The sequence below is a fragment of the Pseudomonas sp. TMW22089 genome (genome assembly GCF_022496645.1).
Taxonomy (GTDB): domain Bacteria; phylum Pseudomonadota; class Gammaproteobacteria; order Pseudomonadales; family Pseudomonadaceae; genus Aquipseudomonas; species Aquipseudomonas paraversuta.
Genome location: NZ_SCFG01000018.1, coordinates 73,168 through 87,745 on the forward strand (window position 1 = coordinate 73,168; position 14,578 = coordinate 87,745).

A 14,578-nucleotide genomic window follows, 5' to 3' on the forward strand; every position below is an offset into this window, starting at 1 on the left:
ACTATGACCCTTACCACGCTCACCCGTGATCAGTTGTTGGCCAAGTCTGGCGTCTTGCTGGTGGTTGATCAGATTCAGCCGCCTTCAGGTCCCGTGGCCAAAGGCGGTGTTCCTGTACTCAAGCCCAGGGAGCTGGGGCTGTTCATTGCGGTAAACGATGACGGGCAGGTCTATGGCTTCAACGGCCATGTGGACCTGGGTACCGGCATCCGCACGTCGCTGGCGCAGATCGTGGCCGAAGAGCTGGACCTGGCCCTGGAGCAGGTATGCATGGTGCTGGGCGATACCGACAGCGCGCCAAATCAGGGGGCGACCATTGCCAGCGCCACGATCCAGATCACTGCCATCCCTTTGCGCAATGCGGCAGCCGAAGCGCGACGTTTTTTGCTCGATCTTGCAGCCCGGCGTCTGGGTGTCGAGCCGCAGTCATTAGTGATGGACAGCGGGGTGATAACCAGTGCGGACGCTCGCCAGCTGACATTTGCCGAACTGGTGGCCGGGGAGCGCCATGTGCTTGGCATTTCCGGCGATGCGCCGCTCAAACCCGTGGAAGACTACCGGCTGGTAGGCAAGGCCTCGGCCCGGGTGGACATCCCGGCCAAGGCCAGCGGCGAGCTGACCTATGTGCATGATATGCGCCTGCCCGACATGCTGCATGGCCGCGTGATTCGCCCGCCCTATGCCGGGCTCGACAGTGGCGAGTTTGTCGGCACAAGCCTGCTGCACGTGGACGAGTCGTCCATTGCGCACATTCCGGGCATCGTCAAAGTGGTGGTGATCGGTGATTTTATCGGCGTGGTTGCCAAGCGTGAAGAGCAGGCCGTGAAGGCGGCGCAAGCGCTGAAAGTCAGCTGGAAAGCCTGGACGCAAAAACTGCCGGACATGGATGATGTGGCGCAGGCCATCCGTGACAACCCCCGGGTCCGGCGTGTGGTGCTGGACAAGGGCAACGTTCAGCAGGCGTTGGACCAGGCCAGCGAACGCATGCCCCGCACCTATTTGTGGCCTTACCAGATCCACGGCTCCATCGGCCCGTCCTGTGGCCTGGCGGATTATCAGGAACACCAGATACGGGTGTGGTCGGGCACGCAAAACCCGCACCTGTTGCGGGCGGATCTGGCATGGCTGCTGGAGTACCCGGAAGAGCGGATTGAGATCATTCGCATGGAGGCAGCGGGTTGTTACGGGCGTAACTGCGCCGATGACGTGTGTGCCGATGCCCTGTTGTTGTCCCGGGCGGTGGGCTTGCCGGTGCGGGTGCAGCTGACCCGGGAGCAGGAACATGTGTGGGAGCCCAAGGGCTCGGCGCAATTGATGGAAGTGGATGGCGGCATCAATGCCGATGGCGGGGTCGCCGGTTATGACTTTCAGACCAGCTACCCCTCCAATGGTGCGCCGACCCTGGCCTTGCTGCTGACGGGCCGCGTCGAGCCGGTGGCGGCAATGTTCGAGATGGGCGACCGCACCTCCATCCCGCCGTACGATTTCGAGCACCTGCGGGTGACCATCAACGACATGGCGCCCATCGTGCGGGCGTCGTGGATGCGCGGGGTTTCCGCACTGCCCAACACGTTTGCCCACGAGTCCTATATCGATGAACTGGCGTTTGCCGCCAAGGTCGATCCGGTCGAATACCGCCTGCGCTATCTGCACGATGAGCGCGCTGCCGAACTGGTCAGGGCCACGGCCGCGCGAGCCGGGTGGGTGGCCCGCACCGAGCCCATGCAAACCCCTGAACAGGACAATATTTTGCGTGGCCGCGGTTTCGCCTATGCGCGGTATATCCACAGCAAGTTCCCCGGGTTCGGGGCGGCGTGGGCGGCATGGGTCGCCGATGTGGCGGTCGACAGGCTCAGCGGTGAAGTTTCGGTGACGCGGGTGGTCATCGGGCATGACGCCGGGATGATGGTCAACCCGGCGGGTGTCCGGCATCAGATCCACGGCAATGTGATCCAGGCCACCAGCCGTGTGCTCAAAGAGCGGGTCACGTTCGAAGAGTCGACCGTCAGCAGCAAGGAGTGGGGCGCCTATCCTATTTTGACCTTCAAGCAGGTGCCGAAAATCGACGTGCTGATGATGCCCCGTCAGCACGAACCACCCATGGGCGCCGGGGAATCAGCGGGGGTGCCGAGTGCGGCGGCGATCGCCAATGCCATTTATGACGCCACCGGGATCCGCTTTCGCGAGCTGCCGATTACCCCCGAACGGGTATTGGCTGCACTCAAGCTTTCCCAGGACGAAGCCGCTGCCGCCGTCGATCCGCAGCCAGTCAAAGGCAAGCGCTCCAAGTGGTGGTTTGCCCCCCTGATTGCCGGTATCGGCGCCCTGGCCGGCATGGCCGCCACTGCATTGCCCTGGCGTGCAGAAATCGCCCCCATTACACCGCCCCTGGCGGGCACCTGGTCGGCGGCCACGCTGGAGCGGGGACGCCTGCTGGCGGCGGTGGGGGATTGTGCGGTGTGCCATACCGCACCGGGTGGCGTGACCAACGCCGGGGGGCTGGCGATGCAAACGCCGTTCGGCACCCTGCACAGCACCAATATCACCCCCGACCCCGAGACGGGCATCGGCAAGTGGTCTTACACAGCGTTCGAGCGGGCCATGCGCGAAGGCATCAGCCGGGACGGCAAGCATCTGTATCCGGCCTTTCCCTATACATCTTTTCGCAATATCGATGATGCCGACATGCAGGCTCTGTATGCCTATCTGATGTCGCAGGCGCCGGTCAGCCAGCCGGCCACAAGTAATGCCATGCAGTTCCCTTTCAACCTGCGCCCGCTGATGGCGGGCTGGAACGCGATCTTTCTGCGTTCAGGGGAGGTCAAGGCGCAGCCGCAACGCAGTGCACAATGGAACCGCGGTTCTTATCTGGTCAATGGGTTGGGCCACTGCGCGGCCTGTCACTCGCCGCGCAACCTGATGGGCGCGCAGAAGGGCGGCAGCGCCTTTCTGGCGGGCGGCATGGTCGATGGCTGGGAAGCCCCGGCGCTCAATGGCCTGTCCAAAGCTCCAACCCCCTGGACCGAAGATCAGCTGTTCAGCTACCTGAGCACCGGCTACACCGACGCCCATGGCGTGGCGGCCGGGCCCATGGGGCCAGTGGTCACCGAGCTGGCGAAGCTGCCCGACAGCGACCGGCGCGCCATGGCGGTGTACCTGGCTTCACTCAGTGGCGATGCCCTGGCGCAACCCGAACCCGGCCCGGCGGCCCCCCAGGTCAGTACGCTGGCATTGAGTAACGGTCAGCGGGTGTTCGAGGGTGCGTGCCAGGGCTGCCACGCCGATGGCCTGGGCCCGAAACTGTTTGGCGTCAGCCCGTCATTGGCGAGCAACAGCAACCTGCACAGCGCCTTGCCCGACAACCTGTTGAAAGTGATCCTGCAAGGCATTCCCGTCCCGGCGACGGCGGACCTCGGCTATATGCCCGGCTTCAAGGACAGTCTGTCGAATCGCCAGATCAGCGAGTTGACGGCCTATCTGCGCCAGCGTTTCGCCCCGTCCGAGCCTGCATGGCAGTCACTGGAACAGAAGGTGGCGCAGATACGGGCCAATCCCGGGTCTCATTGACAGTTCGCGGCGCCGGGCAGGGTCATGACCCCGCGTATGACCAGATCGCTGATAAAGGCCAGCCAGTCCTGTTGCTGGCCTTTATCGGCGAGGTCCTGACCCAGGAACGAGGTGAGGGTGTGTTGGTTGGAGTTATAGAAGTAGCACAGCGAAGCGATCATCAAATAGACATGGTTGATCTCCACATCGAGGCGAAAAATGCCCATGCGCTGACCGGCTTCGATGATTGGCCTGATCACGCCCACGGTGGTGGCCGACAGGCGCCCGAGCTCGCGCGACTGGCGGGCGTGCCTGCCTTTATGCAGGTTTTCAATGGTGAGGATGGCGACGAATTCCGGGTGTTTCACGTAGTAGTTCCAGAAAAACGCGACTTGTTCGCGCAATGCTGCCACGGGGCTGGACAGGTCCGGGCGGCAGGTACTTTCGGCCAGGTTGAAGGCTTCGTAGGTGTGTTCCAGAACCTGGACGAACAGATTTTCCTTGCTGGAAAAGTAGTAATAAATCATCCGGTCGTTGGACTCGGCTTCTTTGGATATCTGTTCGATGCGCCCGCCGGCATAGCCGTCGCGGGCGAATACGGTCACGGCGGCCTTGAGAATGCGCGCCTTTGTCTGGTCGGCCTGATGAGCCCGGACACCGGTTTTTTTGTTCACGCTGTTGTCCTCCACGATGAGGTGTTGCGCGGCGGCTGAAGAAAAAACTGACGAAAAACTGCAGTCGATGGTACGGCAATTAACTGGATAAGGTTGGGAGCGGCGCTCATGTCTGACTTGTATGGTTTGCTCGATGCTCTGGACCAGGCCGACAGTAACAATGTCGCCGTGGTACTGGCCACCGTGGTCAAGGTTGAAGGCTCGGCTTATCGGCGCCCGGGCGCCAGGATGCTGATACCGCGGGACGGGCAGGCGGTGGGTACGGTCAGTGGCGGCTGCCTGGAGCAGGAGCTGGTGCGCAAGGCCTGGTGGCTGACCGAGTCCGGGCTGCCGGTGATTCGTCGCTACAGCACCGCGGCCCACGACGAGGATGACAGCGATGAAGAGGGGGCCGCGCTGACCTTTGGTCTTGGCTGCAACGGCACGGTGCATGTGCTCCTGGAGCGGCTTGAAGCAGGCGCCCCGTCGCTGCTGACCGATGTCCTGCAAGGCGTGCGAGCCACCGGTCAGCCGGCCGCGCTGGCAACCGTACTGGCGGCAGGGGCCGGCAGCGGGGCGAGAATGGGGGCGCGGCTGGGGCTGACGGCGTTGTCGCGAAGCAGCCAGGGGTTTTGCTGTGACGTGCTTGAAAGCCGGGTCCAGGCCGATTTACTCGCCACCCTCGAGCGCAAGAAATCGTCGCGGATGATTTATGCAAGCGGGGCGCAGGCCGTTGAAGTGCTGCTGGAATACATCCCTGCGCAGCGGCGGCTGGTGGTGTTCGGTGCAGGTAACGACGCCCAGCCTCTGGTGCGGTTTGCCGTGCAACTGAACTGGCAGGTGCATGTGGTGGACGGGCGGGCGAATTTTGCCCGGGCCGAACGCTTTGCGGGGGCCAGGGAGGTGCTGGTGGCGTCGATTGACCAGCCGTTCGCGTTGCGCACCCTGGTTGATGGGGCGGCGGTGGTGATCATGACCCACAGTTACCGTCAGGACCGTTTTTGGCTCCAGAGTGTTCTGGCCTGCGCCCCGGCCTATATCGGGCAACTGGGGCCCAAAGAGCGCACCGAGCGCCTGCTTGACGAAATGGGCGGCGGTGCAGCTGCAGCCCGTGCTGAGCTGCATTATCCCATGGGGCTGGATCTGGGCGGCGATACCCCGCAAAGCGTCGCCCTGGCCATCGTCAGTGAAATCACGGCCTGCCTTAATCAGCGCGAAGGCGGGATGTTGAGGCTGCGCAAGGCCAGGATCCATGACCCGGCAGATGCACAACACGCAGCGCTGTCAGCGCGCTCACCGGAGGCAAGAGATGCCCGTCGCCAGTGAGCCGGCCGGGGTCGTGGCGGTGGTACTGGCAGCGGGGCTGAGTCGGCGCATGGGGGCCAGCAACAAGTTACTGCTGCCGGTTGCCGGCCAGGCGATGGTCAGGCATGTGGTGCAGGCCGCGCTGGCATCGCGCTGTGGGAAAGTGCTGGTGGTCATCGGGCATGAAGCCGGGAATGTTCGTCAGGCCTTGTCCGGTCTGCCGGTCGAATTTGTGCTTAATATGGATTACCGGGAAGGCATCGGCTCTTCGGTGCGCGCCGGTGCCAGTGCGGTCAGTGACCGGCAGGCGGTGATTTTTTGCCTGGCAGACATGCCCGGCGTCACGGCCGGGGTCATTGATCAGTTGGTCGATGCCCTGCACGGGAATCCCGGGGTCATGGGGTGTCAGGCCAGTTACCAGGGCAAGCGCGGCAACCCGGTCCTGTGGGCCAGCGAGTGTCTGCCGCGGCTAAGAGAGTGTGGCGGTGATGAAGGTGCCCGCCCGCTTTTACGCCAGTATCGCGAGCAAGTCATTGCGCTAGAGACGTGCAGTGAATGGGTGATGGTTGATCTTGATACACCCGAAGACTACAGGCGTGTCTATAATCGCCCCACATCCCGTTCCCGCCCACAGACTGTCGAGACTTTCATGACTATCTCTCTGTACGCTGCTTCCATTCCCGTGTTCAAACAAATGCTCAACGCCCTCAGCGGTGTGCTGACCAAGGCTGAGGCGCACGCCACGGCCAAGAACATCGATCCAAGTGTTTTCCTGCAAGCGCGTCTGGCGCCGGACATGTTCCCGCTGGTGCGTCAGGTGCAAATCGCGGTTGATTTCGCCAAGGGTGTTTCGGCCCGTCTGGCTGAAATCGAACTGCCGAAGTACGACGACAGCGAAGTGACCTTTGCTGACCTGCAAGCGCTGATCAGCAAGGTTCTGGCGTTTGTCGACGGGATCAAGCCTGAGCAGATCGACGGCAAGGAAGGCATCGAAATCATCACCCGTCAGGGCACGCCGAAAGAAAAACGCTTCACCGGTCAGGCTTACCTGCTGACCTACGGCCTGCCGCAGTTCTTCTTCCACGTGACCACTGCTTACGCGATCCTGCGCCACAATGGCGTTGAAGTCGGCAAGCGCGACTACATGGGCGCGTTCTGATCGCAATACAGTAATCGCTGACGAGGAGCGAGGCTGCGATCGGGTACCCCCCGAACCGCGATACCTCGTCAGCGCTTACATCGCCGGCGTCATCAGGACGCCGGTTTTTCCTCGGCCATGCAGGCCGCCGCAGTAAAGAGTACGTCGGTGGACGAGTTCAGCGCGGTTTCGGCGGAGTCCTGCAGGATGCCGATAATGAAGCCCACGGCCACCACTTGCATGGCAATCTCGCTCGGGATGCCGAACAGGCTGCATGCCAGAGGGATCAGCAACAGCGAACCTCCCGCCACACCCGATGCGCCACAGGCACAAATGGCTGCCACCACGCTCAGCAAAATCGCGGTCGGAATGTCGACTGCAATGCCCAGGGTGTGAACTGCGGCCAGGCTCAAGACCGTGATGGTGATCGCGGCACCTGCCATGTTGATGGTCGCGCCCAGGGGGATCGATACCGAGTAGGTGTCTTCATGCAGACCCAGACGCTCGCTCAGTGCCATGTTCACGGGAATGTTGGCCGCCGAACTGCGGGTGAAGAACGCGGTAATCCCGCTTTCGCGCAAGCACAGGAACACCAGCGGGTACGGGTTGCGGCGCAGTTTCCAGAGCACGATCAACGGGTTCATCACCAGAGCCACGAACAGCATGCAGCCAATCAGCACGGCCAGCAGGTGCAGGTAACCCAGCAGGGCACCGAAACCTGAACTGGCGAGCGTCGAGGCCACCAGGCCGAAAATCCCCAGTGGTGCAAAGCGGATGACCACGCGCACGATCAGGGTGACGCCATTGGAAAGGTCGCTGAGTACGGTGCGGGTGGTATCACCGGCATGGCGAATGGCAATGCCCATGCCGATGGCCCAGGCCAGAATGCCGATGAAATTGGCGTTCATCAGCGCGCTGACCGGGTTGTCGACCACGCTCAGCAACAGGCTTTGCATGACTTCGCTGATCCCGCCCGGGGCGGCAATGGCGACATTTTCCGTCGCCAGTACCAGGTTAGAGGGGAACAGCATGCTGGCGATGACGGCCACGACGGCGGCGGCAAAGGTACCGAACAGGTAAAGCACCAGGATCGGGCGAATATGGGTTTCTTGCCCGTGCTTGTGGTTGGCAATGGATGCCATGACCAGCACAAACACCAGGATCGGCGCCACGGCTTTCAAGGCGCTGACGAACACCTTGCCGATAAAGGCCACCGAAAGTGCAGCAGCAGGCGCAAGCCAGGCCAGCAAAATACCGGCAATCAGGCCAATCATGATCTGGGTGACCAGGCTGGTGCGTGTGAGCTTTTGCAGCAGGGTAGGTGGAGCGTCAGTCATAAGGGTATCTCTAGTTGTTTTGGGCCGTGCACTGAACAACGTTGGAGCGATCTGCAACAAACGGGCAGGCAGATCGATGTCGGTCGGCGGGTTAAAACCTGTTGAGTAAAGCAGGGTCGGCAGCTGAGGTTAATCACCCGTGCCGAGTGGTCTGTCCGGCAGAATCCTGGCGGGGGCGGACTTTAGCATAGTGCCGGAGGCGCTTCGCGCTTCAGAGGCAATCTGCCACACCCGCGCCTGCTCTTCTCTGCAGGGGAGCGGCGTGTTCTTGGGTTTACTCATTCTGTTACTATTGCCCATCCTCACTTTTCTTTAAACCGGCGGGCCTGAATCGGCTTTCGCTGGCGTTGCCGTTTCTGGAGCCCTTCATGCTGTTGCCCATCCTGCTGCTGTCTGCGGCCGGTTTTACCGTGCTCACCACCGAGTTCATCATTGTCGGCCTGCTGCCCGCAATTGCCCGCGATCTTGAGGTCAGCGTGCCCCAGGCCGGTTTGCTGGTGACCCTGTTCGCCTTTACGGTCGCGGCCCTGGGGCCGTTTTTGACCGCTTACTTTGCGCGTTTCAAGCGCAAGCCGCTGTTTATTACGATCCTGTTGATGTTCGCCTTCGCCAATACCCTCGCGGCGCTGGCCCCCAATATTTGGGTGATGGGCTTTGCACGGTTATTGCCGGCTTTGGGCTTGCCGGTGTTTTGGGCCCTGGCCAGCGAAACTGCGGTAGACATAGTAGGGCCGGAGTACGCCGGGCGGGCGATTGCCAAAATCGGTTTCGGGATTGTCTGCGCAACCGTATTCGGGATCCCGGTCGGCACCCTGATCTCCGATGCCTGGGGCTGGCGCAGTGCGTTCTCCATCCTCGCGGTGGTTGCCCTGGCCAAGGCCTTGCTGCTGTGGCTGTACTTGCCGGCGACCCACGTGGTGAGGGCCAACGCCAGCCTGCGCTCGCAACTGGGCATGTTGCGCAGCCCGCTGGTGATTGGCCATATCGTGCTGTCGGTGCTGGTATTCAGCGGCATGTTTACGGCCTACACCTATCTGGCCGACATCCTGGAGCGTCTGGCGGGCTTTGATGGCACCCTCGTTGGCTGGTGCCTGATGGGCTTTGGCGCGGTGGGCTTGATCGGCAACTCGTTGGGCGGGCGCATGGTGGATCGTCATCCGCTCATCGCATCGATGGTGTTTAGCGCCTTTATGATCGGCGCGCTGCTGGCGTTGGTGCCGAGTATTCACTCTTCGCTGGCTCTGGCAGCGGCGCTGGCGATTTGGGGGATTACCCAGTCGGCGCTGTTTTTGGTCAGCCATGTCCGGCTGATGAAGATTGCGCCCCAGGCCCCTGCGTTTGCCGCGTCGTTGAATATTGCCGGGGGCAACCTGGGTATAGGTTTGGGGGCGATGGTCGGCGGCCGGGTGATTGACAGCTACGGCCTGGGCAGCCTGGGCCTGGCTGCCGCCGGTTTTATCCTGCTGTCGATCGTGCTCGCGCTGGTGCTGATGTCTGCAAAACCACGGGCCGCGGCCTGCGCTTAATCGCTGGCCGGGGTGAACAACTCGCGTCGAGCGCCCTCGGTAATTGCAACGATGCCAGGGTGCCGGCTCTTGCGCTCGACAGTGATGGCGTAAAACGATTCGGTAACCGCCTCGGTCTGGCCGATCAGCTCCACATCGAATTGGCGCATGACTTCCTGGGCGATCACGCTGGGGGCGATAAATACCCCGATGCCGGACTGACCAAACGCTTGCATCAAGGCACTGTCATCGAACTCACCGACGATTCGCGGCTGGATTTTCTGTTCTGCCAGCCAGCGCAACAAGCGGCTGCGGATCACGGTTTCAGGCCCGGGGATCAGCAGTGGGGCGCCGTTCAGGCAATGGGGGAAGTTTTCCCCATAGTTGCGGGCCAGGGTGGCAGTGGCAAAAAAACTGATGCCGCATTCACCCAGCTTTTGGCTCAAGCCTTTGATATCGAGGTGGGAGGGCATCGGGCTGTCGGAAATCACCAGGTCCAGACGTTGAATGGCCAGATCCGCCAGTAGCCGGTCGAGCTTGTCTTCGCGGCAGGTAATGCGGATCGGCTTGTCCAGCTCCATGGTGGGAGCGATCAGGCGATAAACAATCGACTTGGGCACCACATCGGCCACACCCACCCGGAACAGAATCTGCTGCTCCTTGGGGGCCATGCGCAGCATGCTTTGCAGGTCGTTGCCGAGCTGAAAAATCTGCTCGGCATAAGGCAGGACCTGACGCCCGGTCTCTGTCAGTTCCAGCTGGCGACCGACCCGGCGAAATAACGGCAAGCCGTAGGTGTCTTCCAGCAGGCTTATTTGCCCGCTGATGGTTTGCGGGGTGAGGTTCAATTGCTCGCAGGCTCGAACAATGCTGCCGGTTTTGGCGACCACCCAGAAGTAATGGAGCTGGCGATAGTTAAGCATGCTGAATACTTCGTAAAAATCGAAGTATAGCCCTTAAAAATACGAATTTTCCTGAAGTATTTATCTCTCTAGAATCCCGCGTTATTCGCGAGCCATGCAGTGGGCCGCCGTTTTAGAGAGGAAAGCGAGATGAACATGAAGAAAGCAGGTGCATTGGCATTGGTAGCAGCAGGCCTGCTACTGCTGGGCGGTTGTGATCAGGCGGAAAAAGCGGCGCAACAAATGTTGAGCAAAACCGCTGAAACGGCCAAGCAGGCGATTGATGACACCCACAAGGCGGCAGAACAGGCACTCAGCGAAGCCACCGGCTCTCAGGTGGAAAAAGAACAGCCTGAGCAAGAACGCAAAGAGTCGTCCCAAGCGATTTAACTTGTCTTAAACCAGAGTCAGAACACACCTATGGAATATCTTTTACAACTGGCTGCCAGCCCCGCAGCCTGGGTCGCGCTGGCCACGTTGATCGTGATGGAAATCGTGCTGGGCATCGATAACCTGATCTTTATCTCGATTTTGACCAACAAGCTGCCTGAGGCGTATCGCACCAAGGCGCGCCGTATCGGGATTGGCATGGCGTTGATCCTGCGTCTGGGCCTGCTGGGCACTATCGCTTACATCGTGCAGCTGACGACGCCCGTGTTTGAAGTGCTGGGCCAGGCTTTCTCCTGGAAAGACATGATCCTGATTGCCGGTGGTCTGTTCCTGGTGTGGAAGGCGACCAGTGAAATCCACCACAGCATGAGCCCTGAGGTCGAGGATAAAACCACCGGCGTCTCGTCCAAGGTGGCGCTGGGCTTTGCGGCTGCTATCGGGCAAATCTTGATGCTGGACCTGGTGTTCTCCATCGATAGCATTATTACTGCGGTGGGCATGACCGAGCACTTGCCGATCATGGTGATTGCCGTAGTGGTGGCGGTGCTGGTGATGTTGCTGGCTTCGGAGCCTCTGGCCAAGTTCATCAATGAGAACCCGACCGTGGTGATGCTGGCGCTGGCCTTCCTGATCATGATCGGCATGACCCTGATCGCTGAAGGCTTTGGTGCTCATGTACCCAAGGGCTATGTATATGCCGCGATGGCATTCTCCGCCACGGTGGAAACCCTCAACATTGTGGCGCGGCGGGTTCGGGAAAAACGCCAGGCTGCTCTGCTGAAGTAATCTGCAGCTGTAACTCAAAGGCCGTCCACCCTGTGCAGGGGGACGGCCTTTTTTGTAGCAGGGTTTTTGTCGCGGTCACAACCAGACGTCAACCGCCCTAGTGGGCGTTTGCAGTGCCAGTCACGGGTTTTTCAGGCGGGACTTGCAGCTTGGGCTGTACCTGCGGGTGATGATGACGGCTGATGCGCATCAGTCCCCAGAGCATTGCGGCGGCAACGGCCAGCCAGCCGGTGATTAGCAGGATAATGGTCAATGTCGGGCTCATCAGTGCCTCCTTTGCCCACAATGGGCACAAACACACACTAAGCAACTGACAGTCTAGCGCGGGTAGTGTTGCAGTCTATTGACCAAAGGTCGTGCTGGACCAACTGATTTGTTCTATCCCGGTGATCTCGCTGGAGCTTAAGGCTATACCTGCGCTTGATGGCATCCTATGATCGACGGCCATGCCGGGCCTCGGGGCCGGTGCTCATTCAAGGCGAGGGAATATGCAGGCAGTGACGGGATCAAGATCGGTGCGGCTGTGGTTGCTGGCGGTACTTGCGCTGGCGGTGGTGGGGTGTGCCAGTGTCGAGCCGCCTGAGCTTCGTCGCCTGCCGGAACGGGTCGAACTCAATGGCGTGCCATTTTTTCGCGGCAATGCCAATCAAAGTGGTCCGCAGGTGCTGGCCAGCATGTTTGGCGAGCAGCGCATCAGAATTACCCCGGGCCTGCTGCTCAAACCATTGAAGCTGCCGGATGCCGAAGCATCCCTGCAAGACAACATGCAGCAACTGGCGGCGGGGTACGGGTTGCTGGTGTATCCATTGGACACCTCCCTTTCGGCGCTATTGGCCCAGGTGGCTGCGGGTTATCCGGTGATGCTGCGCTTCAGCGACGGTACAGTCTGGTCTGAACCGCGCTACGCAATGCTGGTGGGTTATAACCGCACCAAGCACACCGTGCTGTTGCGTGCCGGTATGGAGCGGCGACGGCTGATGGACTTCAACAAGTTTGAGTCGGCCTGGAAAGATGCCGGAGGCTGGGCGGTGCTGATTCTGTCGCCCGAGCAACTGCCGGCCAATGTCGACAAGGCGCGCTGGTTGAAAGCGGCCAACGACCTGTCCCGTTCGGGTCAGGAGCAGGCTGGAGCCCGGGCCGTCAAAGCCCTGGAGAACTCGGGGGAATAACGGTCACAGCCATCGTCTGGGAGGCGGGCTGGCCCGCGATGGCCTCACGGGGGCCATCAGCGCCGTCTGCATCGCCGGCCAGCCAGCTCCCCGGGTTGCACAAAGTAAATTAAAAGCCGTACTTGTCACGCAGGCTGTAGTACCACGCCCCCAAAGCGGTCAGCGGTGTACGCAATAACTGGCCGCCGGGGAAAGGGTAGTGCGGAAGATCGGCGAAGGCATCGAAGCGCTCGGCCTGGCCGCGCAAGGCTTCGGCCAGCACCTTGCCGGCCAGATGGGTATATGTCACCCCGTGCCCGCTGCAACCCTGCGAGTAATAGATGTTGTCACCGATACGGCCCACCTGGGGTAGGCGCGAAAGAGTCAGCAGGAAATTGCCGGTCCACGCGTAGTCGATCTTCACATCCTTGAGTTGCGGAAAGGCTTTCAGCATCTTCGGGCGAATAATCGCCTCGATATTGGCCGGGTCTCGCGCGCCATACACTACTCCGCCGCCGAAAATCAGGCGCTTGTCCCCCGACAATCGATAGTAGTCGAGCAAGTAGTTACAGTCTTCGACGCAATAGTCTTGTGGCAGAAGGGTCTTGGCCAGCTCATCACTCAAGGGCTCGGTAGTGATCACCTGAGTGCCGCATGGCATCGATTTGGCTGCCAGCTCGGGCACCAAATTACCCAGATATGCGTTACCGGCAACGATGATGAATTTGGCGCGGACCTTGCCTTGAGGCGTATGCACCACCGGGTTGGCGCCGCGCTCAATGCGGATGGCCGGTGATTGCTGGTAAATCGTACCGCCCAGTGACTCAACGGCTGCGGCTTCGCCGAGAGCCAGGTTGAGTGGATGAATATGGCCGCCACTCATGTCCAGCAGCCCGCCCTGATACTGGTCACAGGCGACCACTTCACGAATCCGGCGCTGATCCAGCAGCTCCAGTTGCGTATTGCCATAACGCTCCCAGAGCTTCTTCTGTGCTTCCAGATGACCCATCTGCTTGGCAGTGATGGCGGCAAACACACCGCCGTCTTTCAAGTCGCACTGAATTTGATATTTGGCCACCCGCTCGCGGATGATCTTGCTGCCTTCAAACGCCATTTTCCCCAACAGCTGCGCCTGCTTGGCCCCCACCGTCCGCTCGATGACATCAATGTCACGGCTGTAACTATTAACAATCTGCCCGCCATTGCGACCAGACGCGCCGAAACCGACCTTTGCGGCTTCCAGAACCGTGACCCTGAACCCGTTCTCCAGCAAAAACAGCGCGCTCGACAGCCCGGTATAGCCAGCGCCGATGACACAGACGTCAGTCTCGATCTCCTCCTGCAGGGCGGGGCGTTCGGGAACCGGATTGGCAGAAGCTGCATAGTAAGACTGGGGGTAGGGGGTGTTCGACATTCTGCAGCCTCTGTTTAATATATTTGACGAGTAAGGGCGATGCTACCTGAGTTGAAATCCAGCGGCTAGCCACCTGCGGAAGCGGTTTTTTGCGTCTCCTATAAATAATTCGACTATTCATAGAGTTAGCTGCAAAAAAGGTGTTGACACCCCTCCGCAAATCTATAGAATGCGACCCCACAGCAGGCACGTAGCTCAGTTGGTTAGAGCACCACCTTGACATGGTGGGGGTCGTTGGTTCGAGTCCAATCGCGCCTACCAAACAAAATCCGCTCTGCTGGGCGGTCTAGAAGGGCTCACCGAAAGGTGGGCCCTTTTTTGTTGTCTGTGTCCCGTCCTGAATAAGGTTTACACCTTCTGATCTATTTTCAGGAGGGCGTAATGGAGACAAGTAAAAGGCGTAGTCAGCGAGACTACACGCTGACCTTTAAATTGTCGGTCGTCGACCAAGTCG

Annotated in this window: 12 protein-coding genes, 1 tRNA gene and 1 pseudogene; 9 read left to right on the forward strand and 5 right to left on the reverse strand. The window is 60.5% G+C overall.

Translation table 11 applies throughout. The features are described from left to right. The first annotated feature begins 3 nt into the window (after positions 1-3). On the forward strand, positions 4-3,567 hold the full coding sequence (locus EQV90_RS16150) for a molybdopterin cofactor-binding domain-containing protein (RefSeq protein ID WP_240878403.1): 3,564 nt from the start codon (positions 4-6) through the stop codon (positions 3,565-3,567). Here the strand turns inward: EQV90_RS16150 and EQV90_RS16155 are convergent. After that, entirely contained in the window at positions 3,561-4,220 is a 660-nt protein-coding gene (locus EQV90_RS16155; protein ID WP_240878399.1) for a TetR/AcrR family transcriptional regulator, read from the reverse strand. The two genes, EQV90_RS16150 and EQV90_RS16155, sit on opposite strands and share 7 nt — an antisense overlap. 108 nt (positions 4,221-4,328) lie before the next feature. On the opposite strand from EQV90_RS16155, the gene EQV90_RS16160 reads away from it, so the two are divergent. The 3 genes and pseudogenes from EQV90_RS16160 (at position 4,329) to EQV90_RS16170 (ending at position 6,663) form a co-directional block, all read left to right on the forward strand. Continuing rightward, positions 4,329-5,525, forward strand: coding sequence for an XdhC/CoxI family protein (locus tag EQV90_RS16160; RefSeq protein ID WP_010656140.1), 1,197 nt, complete (start codon positions 4,329-4,331; stop codon positions 5,523-5,525). After that, positions 5,509-6,018: pseudogene (locus EQV90_RS16165) on the forward strand (nucleotidyltransferase family protein); the annotation flags it as partial. The gene EQV90_RS16160 and the pseudogene EQV90_RS16165, both read left to right, overlap by 17 nt. Before the next feature lie 135 nt (positions 6,019-6,153). Then, positions 6,154-6,663 (forward strand): DUF1993 domain-containing protein, encoded by a 510-nt coding sequence (locus EQV90_RS16170; protein ID WP_235972512.1) that lies wholly within the window; start codon positions 6,154-6,156, stop codon positions 6,661-6,663. A 92-nt stretch (positions 6,664-6,755) separates the two neighbouring features. Here EQV90_RS16170 and sstT read toward each other — a convergent pair whose 3' ends face one another. Further along, positions 6,756-7,979, reverse strand: coding sequence for a serine/threonine transporter SstT (gene sstT / locus EQV90_RS16175; RefSeq protein ID WP_240878400.1), 1,224 nt, complete (start codon positions 7,977-7,979; stop codon positions 6,756-6,758). 368 nt (positions 7,980-8,347) lie between these two features. Here sstT and EQV90_RS16180 point away from each other — a divergent pair, with 368 nt between their 5' ends. Then, on the forward strand, positions 8,348-9,505 hold the full coding sequence (locus EQV90_RS16180; protein WP_003447339.1) for an MFS transporter: 1,158 nt from the start codon (positions 8,348-8,350) through the stop codon (positions 9,503-9,505). On the opposite strand, the gene nhaR is transcribed toward EQV90_RS16180, so the two are convergent. Continuing rightward, complete coding sequence (nhaR, locus tag EQV90_RS16185; RefSeq protein ID WP_003447340.1) at positions 9,502-10,407, reverse strand: transcriptional activator NhaR; 906 nt, start codon at positions 10,405-10,407, stop codon at positions 9,502-9,504. The two genes, EQV90_RS16180 and nhaR, sit on opposite strands and share 4 nt — an antisense overlap. Before the next feature lie 129 nt (positions 10,408-10,536). On the opposite strand from nhaR, the gene EQV90_RS16190 reads away from it, so the two are divergent. Both EQV90_RS16190 and EQV90_RS16195 read left to right on the forward strand, forming a co-directional pair. After that, complete coding sequence (locus EQV90_RS16190) at positions 10,537-10,776, forward strand: hypothetical protein (RefSeq protein ID WP_010656136.1); 240 nt, start codon at positions 10,537-10,539, stop codon at positions 10,774-10,776. A 30-nt stretch (positions 10,777-10,806) separates the two neighbouring features. Next, a complete protein-coding gene (locus tag EQV90_RS16195; protein WP_003447353.1) occupies positions 10,807-11,562 on the forward strand; it encodes a TerC family protein in 756 nt (251 codons plus the stop codon). Between the two features lie 97 nt (positions 11,563-11,659). Here the strand turns inward: EQV90_RS16195 and EQV90_RS16200 are convergent, their stop codons facing one another. Next, on the reverse strand, positions 11,660-11,827 hold the full coding sequence (locus EQV90_RS16200) for a hypothetical protein (RefSeq protein WP_003447354.1): 168 nt from the start codon (positions 11,825-11,827) through the stop codon (positions 11,660-11,662). Between the two features lie 223 nt (positions 11,828-12,050). Here EQV90_RS16200 and EQV90_RS16205 point away from each other — a divergent pair, with 223 nt between their 5' ends. Continuing rightward, a complete protein-coding gene (locus EQV90_RS16205; RefSeq protein ID WP_240878401.1) occupies positions 12,051-12,731 on the forward strand; it encodes a peptidase C39 family protein in 681 nt (226 codons plus the stop codon). Between the two features lie 109 nt (positions 12,732-12,840). Here the strand turns inward: EQV90_RS16205 and EQV90_RS16210 are convergent, their stop codons facing one another. Further along, entirely contained in the window at positions 12,841-14,124 is a 1,284-nt protein-coding gene (locus tag EQV90_RS16210; protein WP_240878402.1) for an FAD-binding oxidoreductase, read from the reverse strand. 184 nt (positions 14,125-14,308) lie between these two features. Here EQV90_RS16210 and EQV90_RS16215 point away from each other — a divergent pair. Then, positions 14,309-14,385, forward strand: a tRNA-Val gene (locus tag EQV90_RS16215). The last annotated feature ends 193 nt before the right edge of the window (positions 14,386-14,578 follow it).

What these genes read in the sequence shown, in the direction of transcription:
- EQV90_RS16160 (WP_010656140.1), top strand. Translation starts at nt 4,329, where the DNA reads ATGTCTGACTTGTATGGTTTGCTCGATGCTCTGGACCAGGCCGACAGT.
- EQV90_RS16180 (WP_003447339.1), top strand. Translation starts at nt 8,348, where the DNA reads ATGCTGTTGCCCATCCTGCTGCTGTCTGCGGCCGGTTTTACCGTGCTC.
- EQV90_RS16195 (WP_003447353.1), top strand. Translation starts at nt 10,807, where the DNA reads ATGGAATATCTTTTACAACTGGCTGCCAGCCCCGCAGCCTGGGTCGCG.
- sstT (WP_240878400.1), bottom strand. Translation starts at nt 7,979, where the DNA reads ATGACTGACGCTCCACCTACCCTGCTGCAAAAGCTCACACGCACCAGC.
- EQV90_RS16190 (WP_010656136.1), top strand. Translation starts at nt 10,537, where the DNA reads ATGAACATGAAGAAAGCAGGTGCATTGGCATTGGTAGCAGCAGGCCTG.
- EQV90_RS16150 (WP_240878403.1), top strand. Translation starts at nt 4, where the DNA reads ATGACCCTTACCACGCTCACCCGTGATCAGTTGTTGGCCAAGTCTGGC.
- EQV90_RS16200 (WP_003447354.1), bottom strand. Translation starts at nt 11,827, where the DNA reads ATGAGCCCGACATTGACCATTATCCTGCTAATCACCGGCTGGCTGGCC.
- EQV90_RS16205 (WP_240878401.1), top strand. Translation starts at nt 12,051, where the DNA reads ATGCAGGCAGTGACGGGATCAAGATCGGTGCGGCTGTGGTTGCTGGCG.
- EQV90_RS16170 (WP_235972512.1), top strand. Translation starts at nt 6,154, where the DNA reads ATGACTATCTCTCTGTACGCTGCTTCCATTCCCGTGTTCAAACAAATG.
- EQV90_RS16210 (WP_240878402.1), bottom strand. Translation starts at nt 14,124, where the DNA reads ATGTCGAACACCCCCTACCCCCAGTCTTACTATGCAGCTTCTGCCAAT.
- nhaR (WP_003447340.1), bottom strand. Translation starts at nt 10,407, where the DNA reads ATGCTTAACTATCGCCAGCTCCATTACTTCTGGGTGGTCGCCAAAACC.